Raw genomic sequence first — 18,700 nt, forward strand, 5'->3', positions numbered from 1 at the left:
TTAAGGTGATCGCCTGTCAGCGCGATCCGCTCGTCGCCCCCCGCCCGTTCATCAGAGGAGCCCCCATGCCGGATACCCAGCCTGAAAGACAATCCCTGCGCCAGCTCATCCGCCAGCGCAGAAAGAGCCTGACCCAGGCCGAGCAGCAGCAGGCGGCCCAACAGCTGGTTGCCCAGTTCAAGCTGCATCCCGAGATCCTGGCGGCCAGACGCATCGCCCTCTATCTGGCCAACGACGGCGAGCTCAATCCCCTGCCCGCCATCCACTGGCTGTGGGCCCAGCAAAAAGAGGTCTACCTGCCGGTGCTGCACCCCTTCACCCCGGGCCACCTGCTCTTCTTGCGCTACACCGCCACCAGCCCCATGACCCGCAACCGTTACGGCATCGCCGAGCCGGAGCTCGACATGCAGCAGGTGGTGCCCCACAGCACCCTCGATCTGATTTGTACGCCGCTGGTGGCGTTCGATGCGACAGGCAACCGGCTCGGCATGGGCGGCGGCTACTACGATCGCACCCTCGCCTGCTGGCATGAACATCGGCTCGGCCCCAAGCCACTGGGGCTCGCCCACGACTGCCAGCAGGTGGACGCGGTGCCGCAAGAGGAGTGGGACGTTCCGCTGCCCCAGATCATCACCCCCAGCCGCTGCTGGCACTTTCCCGGCTAGGACCATCCGCCCCCTCTGCCGCTATCGTCACTCCCTGCTGCCACAGCCATGATGCAATGACATGGCACAATAAACAGGCAAACGATTTACATCTTGCGACTTTTTGGCCCGGAACGTGAGCTGGGTGGTCGCTCTGGGGGGGCGGCTTGGATATAATGCGGCCGCTTTTTTCCAAAGGATCGATCATGACTCAAGATGAAATGAAGAAGGCGGCCGGTTGGGCTGCGCTCAAGTATGTGGTTACCGGCACCATCGTCGGGGTAGGCACCGGCTCTACCGTCAACCACTTCATCGATGCACTGGCGACCATGAAGGACGAGATCAAGGGGGCGGTATCCAGCTCCGTGGCCTCCACCGAACGCCTCAAGGGCTTCGGCATCACAGTGTATGACCTCAACGAGATCGACGCCCTCTCCGTCTACGTGGACGGTGCCGACGAGATCAACGGCACCCGCGACATGATCAAGGGCGGTGGCGCAGCCCTCACCCGCGAGAAGATCGTCGCCGCCGTGGCCGACAAGTTCATCTGCATCATCGACAACACCAAGACAGTCGACGTGCTGGGCACCTTCCCGCTGCCGGTGGAAGTGATCCCCATGGCCCGCGAATACGTGGCCCGCGAGATCAGAAAACTCGGCGGCAACCCGGTCTGGCGTGAAGGGGTGGTCACCGACAACGGCAACCACATCCTGGACGTGAAAGGCATGGCCATCAGCGATGCCAAGGGGCTGGAAGTGCAGCTCAATGCCATCGTCGGCACCGTCACCAACGGCCTGTTCGCCCACCGTGGGGCAGATGTAGTGCTGATTGGTACTCCCGACGGGGTCATCACCCAATAAGGTTGCCTGCCAAGACGCCGCTCAATGGCATCATGGTCGGCACCGTCACCAACGGTCTGTTCGCCCACCGTGGTGCAGACGTGGTGCTGATTGGTACTCCCGATGGGGTCGTCACCCAATAAGGTTGCCTGCCAAGAGGCAGCTCAACAGGGGTGGTCCCCGATCATCGCCCCGCAATGCAAGACGGCGCCCCATGGCGCCGTTTTTATTGGTTGCTCAATGAGTTGCAAACCCTCGTTTACAACTATCGTTGAAAACTTCAAAGAATTTGACTTTCGTCACAAACATTCCCTCTCCCAAACGTTTTTGCTACTTTACGGTTTTCTTCACACACCATATCTGCACTCACTTTTGCAAACATAGAGGGATCGTCATGACTGCCAAGTTTTCACTGGACAAGGATAAAATCAAGGTACTGCTGCTGGAGGGGGTTCACCCCAACACGGTGGAAACCTTTCGTGCCGCAGGTTACACCAGTGTGGAGTATCTGAAGACCTCTCTCTCCGAAGAAGATCTGATCGAGCGCATTCGTGACGTGCATTTCGTGGGGCTGCGCTCGCGCACCCAGATCACCGAAAAGGTGCTGGATGCCGCCAACAAGCTGGTGGCCATCGGCTGCTTCTGCATCGGCACCAACCAGGTCGAGCTCGACGCCGCCCATCTGCGCGGCATCCCGGTGTTCAACGCCCCCTTCTCAAACACCCGCTCGGTGGCCGAACTGGTGCTGGGCGAGATCCTGCTGCTGCTGCGCGGCATCCCGGAGAAGAACGCCAAGTGCCATCGCGGTGTGTGGGAAAAGCTGGCCAACCGTTCGGTGGAAGCCCGTGGCAAGAAGCTCGGCATCATCGGCTACGGCCACATCGGCACCCAGCTCGGCATCATCGCCGAGAGCATCGGCATGAAGGTCTACTACTACGACATCGAGAACAAGCTCTCGCTCGGCAACGCCATCCAGGTGCCGAGCATGGTCGAGCTGCTCAACATGTCCGACGTCATCAGCCTGCACGTGCCTGAGACCGCCTCCACCAAGGATCTGATCGGTGCCGAGCAACTGCGCATGATGAAACCGGGCGCCATCTTCATCAACGCCTCCCGCGGTACCGTGGTGGACATCGATGCCCTGGCCGACGTCATCAAGAGCGGTCACATCTCCGGCGCCGCCATCGACGTCTTCCCCAGCGAGCCCAAGTCCAATGACGAGGAGTTCCTCACCCCGCTGCGCGGGCTGGACAACGTGATCCTGACCCCTCACATCGGCGGCTCCACCCAGGAAGCCCAGGAGAACATCGGGCTGGAAGTGGCCAACAAGCTGGTCAAATACTCCGACAACGGCTCCACCCTCTCCGCCGTCAACTTCCCCGAGGTCTCCCTGCCCGGCCACAAGGGCTCCAGCCGCCTGCTGCACATTCACCGCAACCAGCCCGGCGTGATGAACCAGATCAACCAGATCTTCGCCGACGAGGGGATCAACATCGCCGGTCAATACCTGCAGACCAGCAGCCACATCGGCTACGTGGTGATCGACGTGGAGACCGAGCACAGCGAGAAGGCGCTGGCCAAGCTCAAGGAGATCGGCGGCACCATCCGTGCCCGTATTCTGCACTGATTGGCCTGCAGAGCCGTCCAGCAAAAAGCCCGTCGTGATGACGGGCTTTTTTATGCTGCGATGCTAAGCGCACATCCGCATCGTTGCTCTTTTGCCCCTTCTCCCCTCGCGGGAGAAGGGTTGGGGATGAGGGGGAGAAGAGACCTCCCTCACCCAGTCATCTCCCAAAGGAGAGAGCAATGACGCGAGAGAAAATGCGGTCTGACTTACCACCAACCCAGCAGGTTGCGGCCAACCAAAGCGCCCCACACCAGGGCGTTCAGGGCCAGCGCGATAAAGACGGCAGCGGAGCCCAGATCCTTGGCGCGACCGGAGAGCTCGTGATGTTCGGAGCCGATGCGATCCACCACCGCCTCGACCGCGGAGTTGAGCACCTCGACGATCACCACCAGCCAGCTGATGCAGACCAGCAGCAGGATTTGCTCGAGGGTATCGCCGATCCAGAACGCCAGCGGCATCAACAGCAGGATCAGCATCAGCTCCTGCCGGAAGGCCGCCTCGTTGATCCAGGCTGACTTGAGCCCCTTCATGCTGTAACCGGTTGCATTGATGATGCGGGTGACCCCGGTTGCCCCTGGCTTTGCCACGCTATCTACCTCATTTGGAATCGTTTTGGGGCTCACATCCTATCAGAGCCCCTCGAGGTTTCCATCAGGGGTTTTTTGCTTTATTTTATCCCTTTGCCTCTTCGGCACTCAGTCATTGCTACTGCCCACGCCACCCATTTCGAGAATCGAGTCGTATGTCCATTCACACCGATGAATTGCGCACCCGTCGCCTGGAGTCCCTGATCACTCCCAGCGAACTGGCGCACGCCTTCCCGTTAAGCGACACCGTTGCCCAGAATCTGCTGGATGCCCGCCGCGAAGTGGAAGCGATCCTGGCCGGTGAGGATCAGCGCCTGCTGGTCATCGTCGGTCCCTGCTCCATTCACGATCCGGCCGCCGCCCACGAGTACGCCCTGCGCCTCAATGCCCTGCGCGAGCAGTATAAAGAGAGCCTGTGCATCGTGATGCGCACCTACTTCGAGAAGCCGCGCACCATCGTCGGCTGGAAAGGCCTCATCAATGATCCGCGCCTCGATGGCAGCTTCGACGTCAACGAAGGGCTGAAACTGGCCCGCAAGCTGCTGGTGGACATCAACGCCCTCGGCATGCCCACCGCCACCGAGTTCCTCGACATGGTGACCGGCCAGTACATCAGCGATCTCATCACCTGGGGCGCCATCGGCGCGCGCACCACCGAATCCCAGGTGCACCGCGAAATGGCCTCTGCCCTCTCCTGCCCGGTCGGCTTCAAGAACGGCACCGACGGCAACACCCGCATCGCCATCGATGCGGTGCGCGCCGCCCGTCACAGCCACATCTTCTATTCCCCGGACAAGGACGGCAAGATGACCATCTACCGTACCGCCGGCAACCCCTATGGCCACGTGATCCTGCGCGGCGGCCACCGCCCCAACTACGACACCGCCAGCATCGATGAAGCGTGCGAAGCGCTGGCCGACGTCGGCCTGCCCGAGCGGCTGGTGGTGGATTTCAGCCACGGCAACAGCATGAAGGATCATCGTCGTCAGCTGCTGGTGGCGCAGGACATCTGTGATCAGCTGCGCCGCGGCCGCACCGGCATCGCCGGCATCATGGCCGAGAGCTTCCTGGTGGAAGGGCGGCAGGATGTGGAGAACGGCTGCGCCGTCACCTTCGGCCAGAGCATCACCGATGCCTGTCTGTCGTGGAGCGACACCGAAACCCTGCTGGCCATGCTGGCAGAAGCCGCCCAGGTGCGCCTTGCCAAGCAGCAGGCCTGAGTGCGGATGACGAACGCCGACTGGCGGATAGTGCCCCTCGACGAGACGCGGCTGGCGCAGTGGGCAACCCTGCGCCAGCAGTTGTGGCCGCACCACGGGATGGCGGCCCATCTGCAGGAAGGGGCCGAACTGCTGGCCGCTGCCCATCTCAACGCCTTTCTGGTGCTGGATGCGCAGAGCCAGGCGGTGGCCTTTGCCGATGCCGCCCTGCGCCACGATTACGTGAACGGCTGCGAGAGCAGCCCGGTGGTCTATCTGGAAGGGGTCTATGTGCAGCCGGCTTCACGCCGGTGCGGGTTGGCCCAGGCCTTGATTGCCCGGGTGGCCCAGTGGGGTCGCGAGCTGGGTTGTCGCGAGCTGGCCTCCGATGCCGCCATCGACAACCTCGCCTCCCAGCAACTGCACCAGCGACTCGGCTTTGCCGAAACGGAGCGGGTCGTCTTCTTCAAAAAGGCCCTCGGCTGACGCCAGGGCCTTGCTTGTCTCTCACAGGCTCGGCATAAACCAGACCCGGCCACCCGCCTCGATGCGATCGGTCTTTATCTGAAACACCTGCGCCAGCAGCGCCTCGTCCACCAGCTCGACGCCCCCCTCCCGCACCACCCGTCCCTGTTGCAGACAGAGCAGGCGATCGGCCCAGTCGATGGCCAGGTTGATGTCGTGGATGGCGAGCACCACCAGCAACCCCTGCCCGGTCAGCTGCTTGAGCAGCCGCAGCAGCGCCAGCTGATGGTGCAGATCCAGCCCCGCCAGCGGTTCGTCCAGCAGCAGTACCCGTCCGCCAGGGTTGAGGCTCGGCCACACCTGCAGCAGGGTGCGGGCGATCAGCACCCGCTGCTGCTCCCCGCCAGACAGCCGGCTGAAGTCCCGCGCCAGCAAGGCTTCCAGCTCCAGCGCCTGACACAGCGCCTGAATAGCCTCGTTCTGTCTGCTCGCGGGTTGAGCCTCATCGAGCCCCAGGCTCAGCACCTGGAACACCGGGATATGGAACAGCTGGGGCTGGCGCTGGGGCAGCATGGCGCGCCGCTGTGCCAGCGCCGGCCAGCTCAAGTCCACCAGCGACGCCCCGCCGATGCGCACCTCCCCTTGCCCCGGCAAGAGGCCGGCCAGGGCGCCGAGCAGGGTCGACTTGCCGCTGCCGTTGGGGCCGAGCAGGGCCACCAGCTGGCCCCCCTGCCAGGCAAGGTCAAGAGGGGCGAGCCGGTTGGCGACGGCCAGGGCGCGGGCCGCCAGCAAGGGGGGCTGACCCCCGAGGTGATCAGGTGCTGGCATGGGCATCTTGCCTCAACAACAGATAGATGAAGAGCGGAGCGCCGACCGAGGCAGTGATGACCCCGATGGGCAGCTCCCCCGCCTGCAGGGCGGAGCGGGCGATGAGATCGGCCGCCAGCAGCAGGGCGCCGCCCCCCAGCGCCGAGGCGGGCAGCAGGAAGCGTTGATCGCTGCCGCCGCACAGGCGCAGCAGATGGGGCACCACCAGCCCGACGAAGCCGATGACGCCGCACAGCGCTACCGCCATGCCGGTGAGCAGGCACACCGCCAGCACCAGCCGCACCCGCATCTTGTCCACATCGAGCCCCATCAGGCGGGCCTGGGTCTCTCCCAGCAGCAGTTGCTGCAGCGCCTTGCCCTGCCAACCGAGCCAGCCGAGGGCCAGCGGGAACAGCAGCCACCACCAGGCCAGTTGTTGGCTGCCGTAGGCCAGGCTGCCCATCATCCAGAACATGAATTCACGCAGGGAGCCGTCATCGGCAAAGTACATCAGCCAGGTCATGGCGGCGTTGGTGAGGATGCCGATGGCGACCCCGAACAGCAGCAGCCGGGCGTGGCCGAGCCGAGCCCGGCGCGCCAGCCGAATGAGCAGCATGGTCACCAGCAGGGCGCCGCCGAAGGCCGCCAGCGACAGCCCCCAGCCCGGCAGATAAACGCCGAGGGCCTTGGCCACCGCCATCGCCACCATGGCGGCCAATCCCGCCCCGCTCGAGACGCCGAGCAGGCCGGGTTCGGCCACCGGGTTGTGCAGCATCACCTGCAGCACGGCGCCACCGCAGGCGAGCGCCGCCCCCGCCAGCAGGGCCAGCAGGGCGCGCGGCAGGCGCAGCTCCAGCAGGATGCGCTGCTCGAGATCCCCCAGCGGCTGCCAGGGCAGCAAGACGAATTCGCCCCAGGCGAGGGAGCAGAAAAACAGCGCCAGGGTCAGCAGCAGCAGGCCGAGCAACCAGCGCCGCTGCCAGCGCCGCTGGCGGGCGAGCAAAGAGAGATACACAGAGGCTCTCCGAAGGTGAGAACGAGCCAGCGCCAGAGCCTGTCGAGCAACTGGCGCGAGTCATGAAAAACGCATGATAACAGCGTGTTACTACCCGAGGTCAAGGCTGGTAAGGCTTGGCGAGGGCGGCAATTTCGCCGCTTGCCACCAGCTCCTGCAGGGCCAGGGCCAGCGGTTGCTGCAGCGCCTGATGGGGGGAGTGCTTGCTCATGCCCAGATAGAGCACCACAGGTTGCGGTGGCTGATAGGCCGCCTTGAGCAGGCCGGCCTCGTTGTCCTGGCTCAGGGCGTAGTCCACCTGGCAGTCGGTGCCGATCATCAGCGGCAGGTGGCCGCGCTGCACCATGCGCAGCAGCTGATCCTCGGTGGGTACCCCGTGCTTGTCGAGCCGGTTGTCGGCATCAAAGGGGGCAAAATAGGCCGAATTGAGCACATAGCCCACCTTCTTGCCCTGCAGGTCGGCGTAGGTGCGCAGGGTCGATACCGCCGCAGCCTTGCCGTAGAAGGCCGGCCGACACTGATAGTAGGCCGGCTGCAGATAATCGATGAAGGCTGCCCGCTCCGCCGTCATCGCCAGCCCGATCATGAGGTCGACCTGGCCGGTCTGCATCTGCTTGAGTGCCCGCCCCCAGGGCACCCGTTTCACCTCGAAGCGGATGCCGCTGCGGCGCTGCAACTGCTGCAAGATGTCCATGTCCAGTCCGCCGAAGCGGCCGTCCGGCTGCACTATCCGAAACGGCGGCCAGACATCGGTGGCCACCGTCAGGGTCGGCGCCCCATGCACCAGGCAGGCAAACAGCAGACCAAGCACACCCCAGCTTGTCTTGCCCATCCCGTACAACCCTCTGTGACTTCATCCTTGATGGATTAAAAATACCCTGCCGCCCCACTTATGAAAACCCGTGGTTCGGAGATAAAATGCGATTGATTTTAAAGGAGAACCTAATGAACCCTATCTTTACCAGCATCGGCCTGCTGCTGTGCAGCAACGTCTTCATGACCTTCGCCTGGTATGCCCACCTCAAGAGCATGAATCACAAACCCTGGATCATCGCCGCCCTGGTGAGCTGGGGCATAGCGTTGTTCGAATACCTGTTGCAGGTGCCTGCCAACCGCATCGGCCACACCGTACTCTCCGTCGGCCAGCTCAAGATCCTGCAGGAGGTGATCACCCTCACCGTGTTCGTCCCCTTCTCCATCTTCTATCTGAAAGAGGATCTGAAATGGGATTACCTGTGGGCCGGCCTGTGCATCCTGGGCGCGGTGTTTTTTGTCTTTCGCGAGAAACTCACCGGCGCCTGACGCTGTACACTCAATGACATTCGATGTAATTGCATCTGCTTGATAGACGAGGCAAAACCAATGGAATTGCGAGACATGCTACAGATCCTGGCCAAGCAGGATGGCTCCGACCTCTATCTGTCGACCGGCGCCCCCCCTTGCGCCAAGTTCAACGGCGGCCTGCGTCCGCTCAGTGAAACGCCGCTCGAGCCCGGCGAGGTGGCCAGAATAGCCGACGCCATCATGGACGGCGAGCAAAAGCAGCAGTTCGAGCGGGAGCTGGAGATGAACCTCGCCATCTCGCTGCCCCAGATCGGCCGCTTTCGGATCAACATCTTCAAGCAGCGCAACGAAGTGTCGCTGGTGGCGCGCAACATCAAGACCGAGATCCCCCGCTTCGAGGATCTGAAACTGCCCCCCGTGCTGCTCGACACCATCATGGAGAAGCGCGGCCTGGTGCTGTTCGTCGGCGGTACCGGCTCGGGTAAGTCCACCTCGCTCGCGGCCCTCATCGACCATCGCAACCGCAACAGCGGCGGCCACATCATCACCATCGAGGATCCGGTGGAGTTCGTGCACCGTCACCGCAAAAGCATCATCAACCAGCGCGAGGTGGGGGTGGACACCCGCAGCTTCCACGCCGCCCTGAAGAACACCCTGCGCCAGGCGCCGGACGTCATCCTTATCGGCGAGATCCGCGATCGCGAGACCATGGAGCATGCGCTGGCCTTCTCCGAGACCGGCCACCTGGCCATCTCCACCTTGCACGCCAACAACGCCAACCAGGCGCTGGACCGCATCATCAACTTCTTCCCGGAAGAGCGCCGCCCCCAGCTGCTCAACGACCTTGGCAACAACCTCAAGGCCTTTGTCTCCCAGCGGCTGGTCAAAACCAGCGACGGTGGTCGCCGGGCAGCGGTGGAGATCATGCTGGGCACCCACACCATTCGCGACATGATCAAACGCGGCGAATTTGGCGGCCTCAAGGAGGTGATGGAGAAATCCAAGGCCCTCGGCATGGTCACCTTCGACAGCGCCCTGTTCGATCTGGTGGTAGAGGGCGTGATCGACGAGGAGGAGGCGGTGAAAAACGCCGACTCGGCCAACAACCTGCGCCTCAAGATCAAGCTGTGGAAGGAGAAGGGCCAGATCGCAAGCAGCAGCGATGCCACCGGCTGGAGCCTCGAACCCACCAAGGATGAAAAAGACGATCTGTTCTGACCTCGCCCGCCCCCTGACGGCCCCTGCAAACACCTGCTTCGGCGGGTGTTTGCACAAGAAACGCCCGCATCTAGCCGCCCCTCAACACCACCGCCCTCCCCGCCAGCCCAGCGCCGCCGTGACATCTGGTGAACTATCGCGCCATCTGCGACAGATTTTGTCATCACAAATGACAAAACCATCACTTCACCGCAAAACCGTGTGAGAAGTGTGAGTGAAAGCACTTTCATACTGGCTTCAAAGGAGGTAGTATCAAGGAGTTCTATCAATAAAGGGGTATTCAATGTTGTTACAACCTGCCAATACAGCACAGTCCAGACAGTTGCTGAACGAGACCATGGCCTTGGTTCTCGCAGGAGGGCGGGGCAGTCGCCTCAAACAGTTGACGGACAACAGGGCGAAACCGGCAGTGCATTTCGGCGGCAAGTTCCGCATCATCGACTTCGTACTCTCCAACTGCATCAACTCCGGCATTCGCCGGGTCGGGGTGGTGACCCAATACAAATCCCACAGCCTGCTGCGCCACCTGCAGTCCGGCTGGTCCTTTCTGCGCTACCAGATGAACGAGTTCATCGACCTGCTGCCCGCCCAGCAACGGGTGGACGAGGTCAACTGGTATCGCGGCACCGCCGATGCGGTCTACCAGAATCTGGACATCATTCGCGATCACGGCCCCAAGTATGTGGTGGTGCTGGCAGGGGATCACATCTACAAGATGGATTACGCCGCCATGCTGCTCGATCACGTCAACATGGGGGCCAGGGTGACGGTAGCCTGCATCGAGGTGCCGCGGGATGAGGCGAGCGCCTTCGGGGTGATGGCGGTGGATGGGGATCGCAAGATCAATGCCTTCGTCGAGAAGCCCGCCAACCCGCCTGCCATGCCGGGCAAGCCCGACACCGCGCTGGCCTCCATGGGGGTCTACATCTTCGAGGCCGACTACCTCTACCAGTTGCTGGAAGAGGATCTCGCCAATCCGGCCTCCCACCACGATTTCGGCATGGACGTGATCCCGCGGGTGGTGCAAGAGGGCACCGCCTACGCCCACCCGTTCAGCATGTCCTGTGTCGGCTGCTGCCCGCAAAAGCGCCCCTACTGGCGCGACGTGGGCACGGTGGATTCGTTCTGGGAAGCCAACATGGATCTCGCCTCCGTCACCCCGGAGCTCGACATCTACGATCAGGACTGGCCCATCTGGACCAGCCAGAACATGACCCCGCCCGCCAAGTTCGTGCAGGACAGAAACGGCCAGCACGGCATGACCATCAACTCCATGTTTGCCGGCGGCACCATCGTCAGCGGCTCCTTCATCGTGAGCTCGGTGCTGTTTACCAATGTGCGGGTCGACTCCTTCTGCACCCTGGATCAGGCGGTGATCTTCCCCGGGGTCGAGATAGGCCCGGGCTGCCGGCTGCGCCGGGTGGTGATCGACAAGGGCTGCAAGCTGCCGGAAGGGCTGGTGGTGGGGGAAAACGCCTGCGAGGATGCCCGCCGCTTCTACCGCTCCGAGCAGGGCATAGTGCTGGTCACCAAGGAGATGCTGGCCAGATTGTGATGCCGAACAGTCATAGCAGAGGGAGTCATAGAGGCTCCCTTTTTACATTTGCTTACCGCTCGCCCCTTGCCTGACAGGCCGCCGGGCATGCTACTCTGCGCTCGGCCCTGCCTTCGTCTCACCATGGAATCGCATATGAAAAAACTGGATGTTGCCCGCCTTGCCAGCCTCGCCGACGAGGCCGCCCACTCCCCGCGCCTGCGCATGAACCACAACCTGCATCAGGAGCTGGCCGACCCCATCCAGCGCCTGGCCATCGCCATGGAGCCGGGCACCTATATCCGCCCCCATCGCCACCTGCAGACCTGGGAGCTGCTCACCTCGCTGCAAGGCCGCTTCGTGGTGCTCAACTTCGATGACGAGGGCACCGTCATTGCTCGCGCCGTGCTGGGGGAAGAGACCTCGGTGCTGGAAACCCCCATCGCCAGCTGGCATGCGGTGCTCTCTCTGGATCCCGGCGCCGTCATCTTCGAGGTGAAACACGGCCCCTACGCCCCCTTTCGGGAAGAGGACTTCGCCCCCTGGTCACCGGCGGTGGACGACATCCAGGGCCAGCAGGCGCTGATGGCCTGGTATCGCCACGCCGAGGTGGGTCAGCGCTGGCCGGGGCGCTGATCTGCCCCCCTTCTACGCCAACCCAGCGAACACGGCGAACACGCACCAATAAAAAAGACCCGCCAGTGGCGGGTATTTTTTATATCTGAATGCGGGGGTTCGGGCGTGAGCTCAGCCCTTCTGCACCAGACCAATCTGGCCCGGCTCGCACCACTCGAACATCACCTCCTGGCTCTTGCCGCAGCAGGAGCCACCACACACCTGAGTCTCCCGCTTGGCGACCCGCCCCTTGCGCATCCAGACGCCGAGCATGGCCTCCACCGCATCTTCCGAGGTGTGGAAGTGGCGGGCCAGCTCGCGCCGGCTCACCTTCTGCTGCGCGGCGAGGTACTCCCCCAGCTCGCGCAGGATCATAGGGTCACCACCTTGCGGGCGACGATGTCGCCGTGGCGACGACCGGCCCACCAGAGCAGCAGCAGGGAGCCGCCGTAGCTCGCCACCCAGAACAGGCTCTGCTCGGGGTGCGCGGCAAAGGTGGCCAGCTGATAGAAGACGGTGGCACACATGAAGGCCATGTAGTTGCACCAGGCCGCGGTCAGCAGGGCCCACTGGCGGCCGGTTTCCCGCACCAGGGCGCCCATGGCGGCGGCGCAGGGCATGTAGAGCAGCACGAACAACAGGTAGGCGAAGGCACCGGCCGCCCCGTCGAAGTGGCTCTGCATGTTGCCGTAGGTGGAGACGTCCACCTCCTGCGCCTCGGCGGCAGCTTTCTGGTCATCCAGGTTGCCCACCGCCAGCCCCATGGGGTCGGTCGGGTCGATGTCGGCCAGATTGGTGGCGACCGCGGCGATCGCCTCCTGGAAGCTGTTCACCAGGGAGAACTCGCTCGCCTCCTCTTCCCCGTCGCCGCTGCCGGCGTAGAGGCTGTTGAGGGTACCGACCACCGCCTCTTTGGCGAAGATGCCGGTGACGATGCCGACCGTGGCCTGCCAGTTGTCGTCGCGCACACCGATGGGGTGCAGCACCGGGGTCACCGCCTGGCTGATTTTGCTCAGCACCGAGCTCTCCTGATCCTGATGACCGAAGCTGCCGTCGGTGCCCAAGGAGTTGAGCACGCTCAGCACGGCGACCACCAGTACGATGGTTTTACCGGCGCCAAAGACGAAGGATTTGAGCTTCTGCCAGGTCTTGATGCCGACGTTGACCGGGCGCGGCCACTCGTAGTCCGGCATCTCCATCAGCATGGAGTCGCTCTTGCCCGGCAGCAGGGTGCTGCGCAGCAACAGGCCGGTGAGCACCGCCACCAGAATGCCGATGAGGTAGAGGCCGAACACCAGGTTCTGGCCAGATTCGGGGAAGAAGGCTACCGCGAACAGGGCGTACACCGGCAGGCGGGCACCGCACGACATGAAGGGGGCCATGGCCGAGGTCATCAGCCGCTCACGCTCGGAGTTGAGGGTGCGGGTCGCCATCACCGAGGGCACGGTGCAGCCAAAGCCCATCAGCATGGGGACGAACGCCTTGCCTGGCAGGCCGAGGCGGCGCATCAGGGCATCCACCACGAAAGCCGCGCGGGCCAGGTAGCCGGAGCTCTCCAGCACCGCCAGGAACAGGTAGAGGCAGCCGATCACCGGGATGAAGGTGGCAACGGTCTGCAAGCCCACCCCGAAGCCGTCCGCCAGGATGGCCCCCAGCCAGTCCGGCGCATGGATCAGCCCCAGCAGGTGGTGCACCCCGTCGACAAACAGGGCGCCGCCCATGATGTCGAAGAAGTCGATGAAGGCGCTGCCCACCTTGATGGCGAACATGAACATCAGGTACATCACCAGCAGGAAGAAGGGGATGCCGAACCAGCGGTTGAGCAGCACCCGATCGAGCCGCTCGCTCTGGGCCGCGGTGAGCTTGCCCTTCTGCTGGCAAGCCTGGGCGGCCCACTGGTGAATGTGGCCGTAACGGATATCCGCCAGCTGCAGGTCAACGTCCTGCCCGTGGTGGGCGCGGGCCACCACGTTGGCGGCGGCGGCCTGCTGGCCGGGCAGCAGGGTCTCCTGCATCACCGCATCCTCTTCCAGCAGGCGCAGGGCGCGGCCACGGGTGGTGAGGTGATGCGGGGCAAGCAGGGTCTCCAGCTCCGCCAGATCTTTTTCAAGCTCGCTGCCGTAGTCCAGCAACAGCGCCGGCTGCGGCTGGCCGATGAACTGCTGGATCTGGTTCTTGAAGGCGGCGACCTGCTGGCGGTTGTGGGCCGAGAGGGCCACCACCGGGCAGCCGAGGGTGTTGGCGAGCTTGCTCTCGTCGATGGTGATGCGCCGCTTTTGCAGGATATCCATCTTGTTGAGCACCACCACCATGGGCAGCCCCAGCTCGCGCAGTTGCAGCGTGAGGTAGAGGGAGCGCTCCAGGTTGGCGGCGTCGATGACGTTGAGCAGCAGATCCGGCTGCTGGCCTTCCACGAAGCGGCTGGCGATCTGCTCGTCCAGGCTCCCCTCCTGGTTGGCCAGGCTGTAGATGCCGGGCAGGTCCATCAGTTTGTAGTCGTGGCCCTGGGCACTGAATTCGCCCATCTTCTTGTCGACGGTGACGCCGCTCCAGTTGCCCACCTGCTGGCGGGCCCCGGTCAGGGCGTTGAACAGGGAGGTCTTGCCGCTATTGGGGTTGCCGACGGTTACCAGGGAGTAGTTCATACCGGTTCGACCTCGATAGTGCTTTGACCAAGACGATTATTTTGTGAGGTGTGTTTCATACCGGCTCGACCTCGATTTGCTGGGCCAGACTTTTTTGCATGGAGAGGCAGATCCCCTGACACTGGATCTGCAGCGGATCCCCGAGCGGGGCCGCGCGCAAATAGATGACTTCAGTCTGGGGCAACAAGCCCATCACCATCAGCTTGCGCCGCAGGGGACGGGTCAATTGATTCATGTTCTTGATGCGAGCACTCTGTCCCGGTGACAACTGCGCGAGTACCATGACTGACTCCTGAAGTTAAACAATAATAATTCTCTTTTACTTGGGGCATTATAATCCGTGTTTTCAACGCTTATTTGAGTAAAATCAAACTCCGCTTAGCTAACCCACAAATAACTGCCATGAGTCACGACAACAACAGCCGCCTGGTTTACAGCACGGACGGCGGCATCATCAAAGAACAGAACCAGCCGCAATCCGCCTCCCCCTTCCCCACCGACGGGGTGGTACGCATCCGCCGCGAAACCAAGGGGCGCAAGGGCGCCGGGGTCATCACCATCCACGGCGTCCCGGCCGAACAGCAAAAGAGCCTCGCCACCCTGCTCAAGAAAAAGTGCGGCACCGGCGGCGGCCTGAAAGAGGGAGTGATCGAGATCCAGGGGGACAAACGGGATCTGATCAAGGCCGAGCTCGAGAAGGCCGGTTTCAGCGTCAAGCTGGTGGGCGGCTGATCCCCGCGCAGCCCGGCTTGCGTCACTTTCGCTTTTTCCCTAGAATGCCCGCTCCCATCGAGGGGGAGTAGTCTCGCCAGCCGGCCCCAAACCGGTTCGCGACCCTGATCAACATACTTGGTGCCAACTCACCATGGTCAGGGTGATCCACGCCAGCCGCGGATTTGACAAGACCTTTGACGGGCCAGTGCCAATACCGGGGACGGATGGCGCAGGCTTGTCTCAGGTATAACAATTCCGTCCCCCGGTCATTTTTATGGAAGCCTTGTTAACCTCAACCCTCAGCGTGGCCATCGCCGAAATCGGCGACAAGACCCAGCTGCTGGCGCTGTTGCTCATCTGTCGTTTTCGCAAGCCCTGGCCCATCATCGCCGGCATGCTGGCAGCCACCCTGCTCAACCACGCCGGCGCCGCCTGGCTTGGCGAGTTCATCAGCCGCTGGCTCGATCCCAAGGTGATGACCTACCTGGTGGCCGGTGCCTTCATCGCCATGGCCGCCTGGATCCTGGTGCCGGACAAGATGGACGACGAGGAGAGCCCGCTCGACAAATACGGCCCCTTCATGGCCACCTTCGTGCTGTTCTTCATCGCCGAGATCGGCGACAAGACCCAGATCGCCACCGTACTGCTGGCGGCCAAGTATGACTCGCTGACCCAGGTCATCACCGGCACCACCCTCGGCATGATGCTGGCCAACGTGCCAGTGGTGCTGCTTGGCAAGCTGGGGGCCGATCGCCTGCCGCTCAAGGGGATCCGCATCGCCTGCGCCATCCTGTTTGTGGGCCTCGGGGTGAGCACCCTGCTGTTCGCCTGACCCGGCCGGATCAGAAGGTGGCGAGGCAAGGGTGAGCACTTGCCGACGCAGCTCCCGCGCCCATGTCGTGTCCTTGCAAGCCCCGCCCTTTGGCGGGGCTTTTTGCATCCGCTTGCCGGGCTGGTTGCGCCCGCAGACGGGGGCTGCCAATAGGCGCCATGGCCGTGGCATAATGCGGCAAACCTGATGGAGCATCCCATGCACTTCACTTCAAGACAGACGCTGCTCGACTGGGTCAGGCGTGGACGCCTCGAGCGGGCCAGTCTGCCCGCCGCCCTCGCCCTGTGCGAGCTGCCCCCCGGCCCTGCCCGCTGGCAGTGGCTGTTCGATCGGCTGCTGCTCTGGCTTGGCAGCCTGTGCCTCGGCGCCGGCCTGGTGTTCTTCGTCGCCTTCAACTGGCAGGAGCTGGGCCGCCTCTCGCGCCTCGCGCTGCTGGAGCTGCCGCTGCTCGCCATGCTGCTGTTGCTGTGGCGCAAGCCCCTCGCCGACAGCCAGCGCCAGGCGCTGCTGCTCGCCATCGCCCTCAACATCGGTGCCCTGCTGGCACTGGTGGGGCAGACCTACCAGACCGGCGCCGATCCCTGGCAGCTGTTCGCCACCTGGGCGCTGATGCTGCTGCCGCTGGCGGCGCTCGGCCAGAGCCCGTTGCTGTGGACCTTGAGCTGGCTGCTCGGCCAGCTGGCGCTGGTGCTCTACTGGCGGCTCGGCCTGTTCAACTTCTTCTTCGCCTTCAACGAGGAGGCCCTCGGCTGGTGCCTGACCCTGTTCAACGCCGTCCTCTGGGGTATATTGCTGCTGGTGCCCGCTCACTACCGGCTGATGCCCTCCTGGCTGGCGGGGCTGGCCGCCGGGTTCGGCGTCACCCTGCTGACCCTGCTGGCGCTGTTCGATGTCGCCTCCCCCTGGGTCTGGCCGGCCTGGCTCGGCTGGCTGGCGGCCGCCTACCTGCGCTGGCACCACAGATTCATCGCCGGGCTCGCCATGGGCTGCCTGAGCCTCATCGTGGTGCTGCTGACCGCGCTCGGCAAATGGATGGAGCCGGATGTGGACGGCTTCCTGCTGCTCTGCCTCATCGCCATCGGCCTGTCGGTGGCGGCCAGCCGCTGGCTGCAACAACAACGGAGGCTCCATGAGTGATCTGACCCCCTGGCAGCGACTGCAACGGGCCCAACTGGTGGAAGGGGATGCCCCCCGTGACGACCAGCCCTACTGGTCGAGCCGCTTTCTGCTGGGCATGGTGGGCTGGATTGCCGCCCTGTTCCTGCTGTTCTTCCTGTTCATGTCGTTCTCCCAGCTCACCCGGGATGCCGACAGCGCCCTGCTGATGGGCGTCGTGCTGATGGTCATCGCCTTTTGCCTCAACCGCTTCGCCACCCGCAGCGATCTGTGGGATCAGTTCGTGCTGGCACTGGCGCTGGCCGGCGATGCCTGGCTGCTCTACGGGCTGCTCGATCGACTGGATCTGCACTCGGCTCCGCTCTGGTTCGGCCTCGCCCTGCTGTCGCTGGCCATCGCCGCTCTGTTCGAGCACTGGCTGATCCGGCTGTTCCACAGCTTCGCCGCCGCCATCCTGCTGGCGCTTGCCCTCGCCTGCCTCGGCCTGCAACTGCTGGCCCTGCCGCTGGTGATGACGGCGGTGGCCCTCTGCTGGCTGCAGGCAGAGCGCGATCCAGTGCGCCATCAGCTCTATGAATCCCTCACCCTGGGGCTGGCGCTCTCCCTGCTGGTGCTGGGGCGCCTGCACCACCCGCTGTGGGACGGTGGCGCCAGCATGCTCGACGAGCTGGGCCACTCCCGCCTGCCGCTCTGGCTCAACCCGCTGCTCTGCGCCGCCCTGTTGCTGGGGCTCATGATCAGGCTGAAACTGCCGCTGCTGTACGGGCTGCCGCTGGTGCTGATCAGCGCCCTCATTCCCGGCATGGGAGCCGGCGCCCTGGTGCTGGTGCTCGGCTTTTATGCCGGCAGCGTCGGCCTGATGACCCTGGCCGGCCTGCTGCTGGTCGGCTTCGGCTCCCTCTATTACTACGATCTGGGGCTGACCCTGATGACCAAATCCTGGCTGCTGCTGGGCTCGGGCGCCCTGCTGCTCGGCGCCCGCCAGCTGCTCAAACGGCTGAGCCTGCGGAGCCCCTCATGAGACGACTCGCCCTGCTGCTGACCGGCCTCGCCATCCTGGCGGCCATCAACATCACCGTCTGGCGCTACGAGCGCGCCATGAGCAGCGGCGAGGTGGTGCTGCTGCGCCTCGCCCCGGTCGACCCCCGCTCCCTGATGCAGGGGGATTACATGCGCCTCAACTACGAGCTGGCCCGCCAGCTCGGCAACCGGCAACAAGATGAGACCCCCGCCGACACCCTGGTGATCCGCCTCGACGAGCAACACGTCGCCAGCTGGGTGGAAGGGGGCAAGCCGGATCAGCTGGCCCGCGATGAGCGGCGGCTGCAGGTGCGCCGCAGCGATGGCCAGTGGCTCATCGGCCCCGACGCCTACTTCTTCGAAGAGGGCACCGGCGAGCAGTACGAGGCGGCGCGCTACGGCGAATTTCGCCTGCAGGAGAGTGGCAAGGCGCTGCTGGTGGGGCTTCGCGATGAGCAGCTAAAACCGGTGGGAAATACCAGAGCGCGCTGGTAACTACTGGCAATATCAGGCTTTTTTGCCCACACTAGGGCAAGATG

Annotated in this window: 21 protein-coding genes; 14 read left to right on the plus strand and 7 right to left on the minus strand. The window is 63.7% G+C overall.

Annotated features, from left to right (window positions below; translation table 11 throughout):
• Positions 1-65: 65 nt before the first annotated feature.
• The 3 genes from PG899_RS18685 to serA all read left to right on the plus strand — a co-directional run bounded on the left by PG899_RS18685 (position 66) and on the right by serA (position 3,110).
• A complete protein-coding gene (locus tag PG899_RS18685) occupies positions 66-665 on the plus strand; it encodes a 5-formyltetrahydrofolate cyclo-ligase (protein ID WP_182859851.1) in 600 nt (199 codons plus the stop codon).
• Positions 666-850: 185 nt separating this feature from the next.
• Positions 851-1,504 (plus strand): ribose-5-phosphate isomerase RpiA, encoded by a 654-nt coding sequence (gene rpiA, locus PG899_RS18690; protein WP_182859850.1) that lies wholly within the window; start codon positions 851-853, stop codon positions 1,502-1,504.
• A gap of 373 nt (positions 1,505-1,877) precedes the next feature.
• A complete protein-coding gene (gene serA, locus PG899_RS18695; protein ID WP_024946386.1) occupies positions 1,878-3,110 on the plus strand; it encodes a phosphoglycerate dehydrogenase in 1,233 nt (410 codons plus the stop codon).
• Between the two features lie 206 nt (positions 3,111-3,316).
• On the opposite strand, the gene PG899_RS18700 is transcribed toward serA, so the two are convergent.
• The gene (locus tag PG899_RS18700; RefSeq protein ID WP_011706544.1) at positions 3,317-3,697 is read right to left on the minus strand and encodes a diacylglycerol kinase; all 381 of its coding nucleotides are present in this window, start codon (positions 3,695-3,697) and stop codon (positions 3,317-3,319) included.
• 155 nt (positions 3,698-3,852) lie between these two features.
• Here PG899_RS18700 and PG899_RS18705 point away from each other — a divergent pair, with 155 nt between their 5' ends.
• Both PG899_RS18705 and aac(6') read left to right on the plus strand, forming a co-directional pair.
• Complete coding sequence (locus PG899_RS18705) at positions 3,853-4,917, plus strand: 3-deoxy-7-phosphoheptulonate synthase (protein ID WP_029303894.1); 1,065 nt, start codon at positions 3,853-3,855, stop codon at positions 4,915-4,917.
• A gap of 6 nt (positions 4,918-4,923) precedes the next feature.
• Positions 4,924-5,382: an aminoglycoside 6'-N-acetyltransferase gene (gene aac(6') / locus PG899_RS18710; protein WP_182859849.1), complete on the plus strand. Its 459-nt coding sequence runs from the start codon at positions 4,924-4,926 to the stop codon at positions 5,380-5,382.
• Positions 5,383-5,403: 21 nt separating this feature from the next.
• Here aac(6') and PG899_RS18715 read toward each other — a convergent pair whose 3' ends face one another.
• From PG899_RS18715 to PG899_RS18725, 3 genes are all read right to left on the minus strand, one after another.
• Positions 5,404-6,189: an ATP-binding cassette domain-containing protein gene (locus PG899_RS18715; RefSeq protein WP_182859848.1), complete on the minus strand. Its 786-nt coding sequence runs from the start codon at positions 6,187-6,189 to the stop codon at positions 5,404-5,406.
• Positions 6,176-7,183 (minus strand): vitamin B12 ABC transporter permease BtuC, encoded by a 1,008-nt coding sequence (btuC, locus tag PG899_RS18720; RefSeq protein ID WP_182859847.1) that lies wholly within the window; start codon positions 7,181-7,183, stop codon positions 6,176-6,178. The genes PG899_RS18715 and btuC overlap by 14 nt, the downstream gene beginning before the upstream one ends.
• Before the next feature lie 100 nt (positions 7,184-7,283).
• Positions 7,284-8,015 (minus strand): substrate-binding periplasmic protein, encoded by a 732-nt coding sequence (locus PG899_RS18725; RefSeq protein WP_029300033.1) that lies wholly within the window; start codon positions 8,013-8,015, stop codon positions 7,284-7,286.
• A gap of 113 nt (positions 8,016-8,128) precedes the next feature.
• Here PG899_RS18725 and PG899_RS18730 point away from each other — a divergent pair, with 113 nt between their 5' ends.
• The 4 genes from PG899_RS18730 to PG899_RS18745 all read left to right on the plus strand — a co-directional run bounded on the left by PG899_RS18730 (position 8,129) and on the right by PG899_RS18745 (position 11,855).
• A complete protein-coding gene (locus PG899_RS18730; RefSeq protein WP_005302630.1) occupies positions 8,129-8,485 on the plus strand; it encodes a DMT family protein in 357 nt (118 codons plus the stop codon).
• 60 nt (positions 8,486-8,545) lie between these two features.
• Positions 8,546-9,685 carry a type IVa pilus ATPase TapW gene (gene tapW / locus PG899_RS18735; protein ID WP_011706550.1) on the plus strand — a complete coding sequence of 380 codons (1,140 nt, stop codon included), beginning with the start codon at positions 8,546-8,548 and terminating at the stop codon, positions 9,683-9,685.
• 283 nt (positions 9,686-9,968) lie between these two features.
• Positions 9,969-11,240, plus strand: coding sequence for a glucose-1-phosphate adenylyltransferase (gene glgC, locus PG899_RS18740; protein ID WP_011706551.1), 1,272 nt, complete (start codon positions 9,969-9,971; stop codon positions 11,238-11,240).
• A 135-nt stretch (positions 11,241-11,375) separates the two neighbouring features.
• Positions 11,376-11,855 (plus strand): WbuC family cupin fold metalloprotein, encoded by a 480-nt coding sequence (locus PG899_RS18745; RefSeq protein ID WP_182859846.1) that lies wholly within the window; start codon positions 11,376-11,378, stop codon positions 11,853-11,855.
• 111 nt (positions 11,856-11,966) lie between these two features.
• Here the strand turns inward: PG899_RS18745 and PG899_RS18750 are convergent, their stop codons facing one another.
• The 3 genes from PG899_RS18750 to PG899_RS18760 are packed head-to-tail and all read right to left on the minus strand — an operon-like array spanning position 11,967 to position 14,762.
• Positions 11,967-12,209: a FeoC-like transcriptional regulator gene (locus PG899_RS18750; protein ID WP_011706553.1), complete on the minus strand. Its 243-nt coding sequence runs from the start codon at positions 12,207-12,209 to the stop codon at positions 11,967-11,969.
• Positions 12,206-14,479: a Fe(2+) transporter permease subunit FeoB gene (feoB, locus tag PG899_RS18755; RefSeq protein WP_044800326.1), complete on the minus strand. Its 2,274-nt coding sequence runs from the start codon at positions 14,477-14,479 to the stop codon at positions 12,206-12,208. Before feoB ends, PG899_RS18750 begins: the two co-directional genes overlap by 4 nt.
• 55 nt (positions 14,480-14,534) lie before the next feature.
• Positions 14,535-14,762 (minus strand): FeoA family protein, encoded by a 228-nt coding sequence (locus PG899_RS18760; RefSeq protein ID WP_005302641.1) that lies wholly within the window; start codon positions 14,760-14,762, stop codon positions 14,535-14,537.
• A gap of 119 nt (positions 14,763-14,881) precedes the next feature.
• On the opposite strand from PG899_RS18760, the gene PG899_RS18765 reads away from it, so the two are divergent.
• The 5 genes from PG899_RS18765 (at position 14,882) to PG899_RS18785 (ending at position 18,656) form a co-directional block, all read left to right on the plus strand.
• Positions 14,882-15,211 (plus strand): translation initiation factor, encoded by a 330-nt coding sequence (locus PG899_RS18765; protein ID WP_024945954.1) that lies wholly within the window; start codon positions 14,882-14,884, stop codon positions 15,209-15,211.
• Between the two features lie 256 nt (positions 15,212-15,467).
• Complete coding sequence (locus tag PG899_RS18770) at positions 15,468-16,025, plus strand: TMEM165/GDT1 family protein (protein WP_010633534.1); 558 nt, start codon at positions 15,468-15,470, stop codon at positions 16,023-16,025.
• A gap of 198 nt (positions 16,026-16,223) precedes the next feature.
• A complete protein-coding gene (locus PG899_RS18775; protein ID WP_182859845.1) occupies positions 16,224-17,162 on the plus strand; it encodes a DUF2157 domain-containing protein in 939 nt (312 codons plus the stop codon).
• On the plus strand, positions 17,155-18,162 hold the full coding sequence (locus tag PG899_RS18780) for a DUF4401 domain-containing protein (protein ID WP_182859844.1): 1,008 nt from the start codon (positions 17,155-17,157) through the stop codon (positions 18,160-18,162). Before PG899_RS18775 ends, PG899_RS18780 begins: the two co-directional genes overlap by 8 nt.
• Entirely contained in the window at positions 18,159-18,656 is a 498-nt protein-coding gene (locus tag PG899_RS18785) for a GDYXXLXY domain-containing protein (RefSeq protein WP_270697540.1), read from the plus strand. Before PG899_RS18780 ends, PG899_RS18785 begins: the two co-directional genes overlap by 4 nt.
• The last annotated feature ends 44 nt before the right edge of the window (positions 18,657-18,700 follow it).

It is taken from the genome of Aeromonas sp. QDB39 (assembly GCF_027707585.1).
Taxonomy (GTDB): Bacteria; Pseudomonadota; Gammaproteobacteria; order Enterobacterales; family Aeromonadaceae; genus Aeromonas; species Aeromonas hydrophila.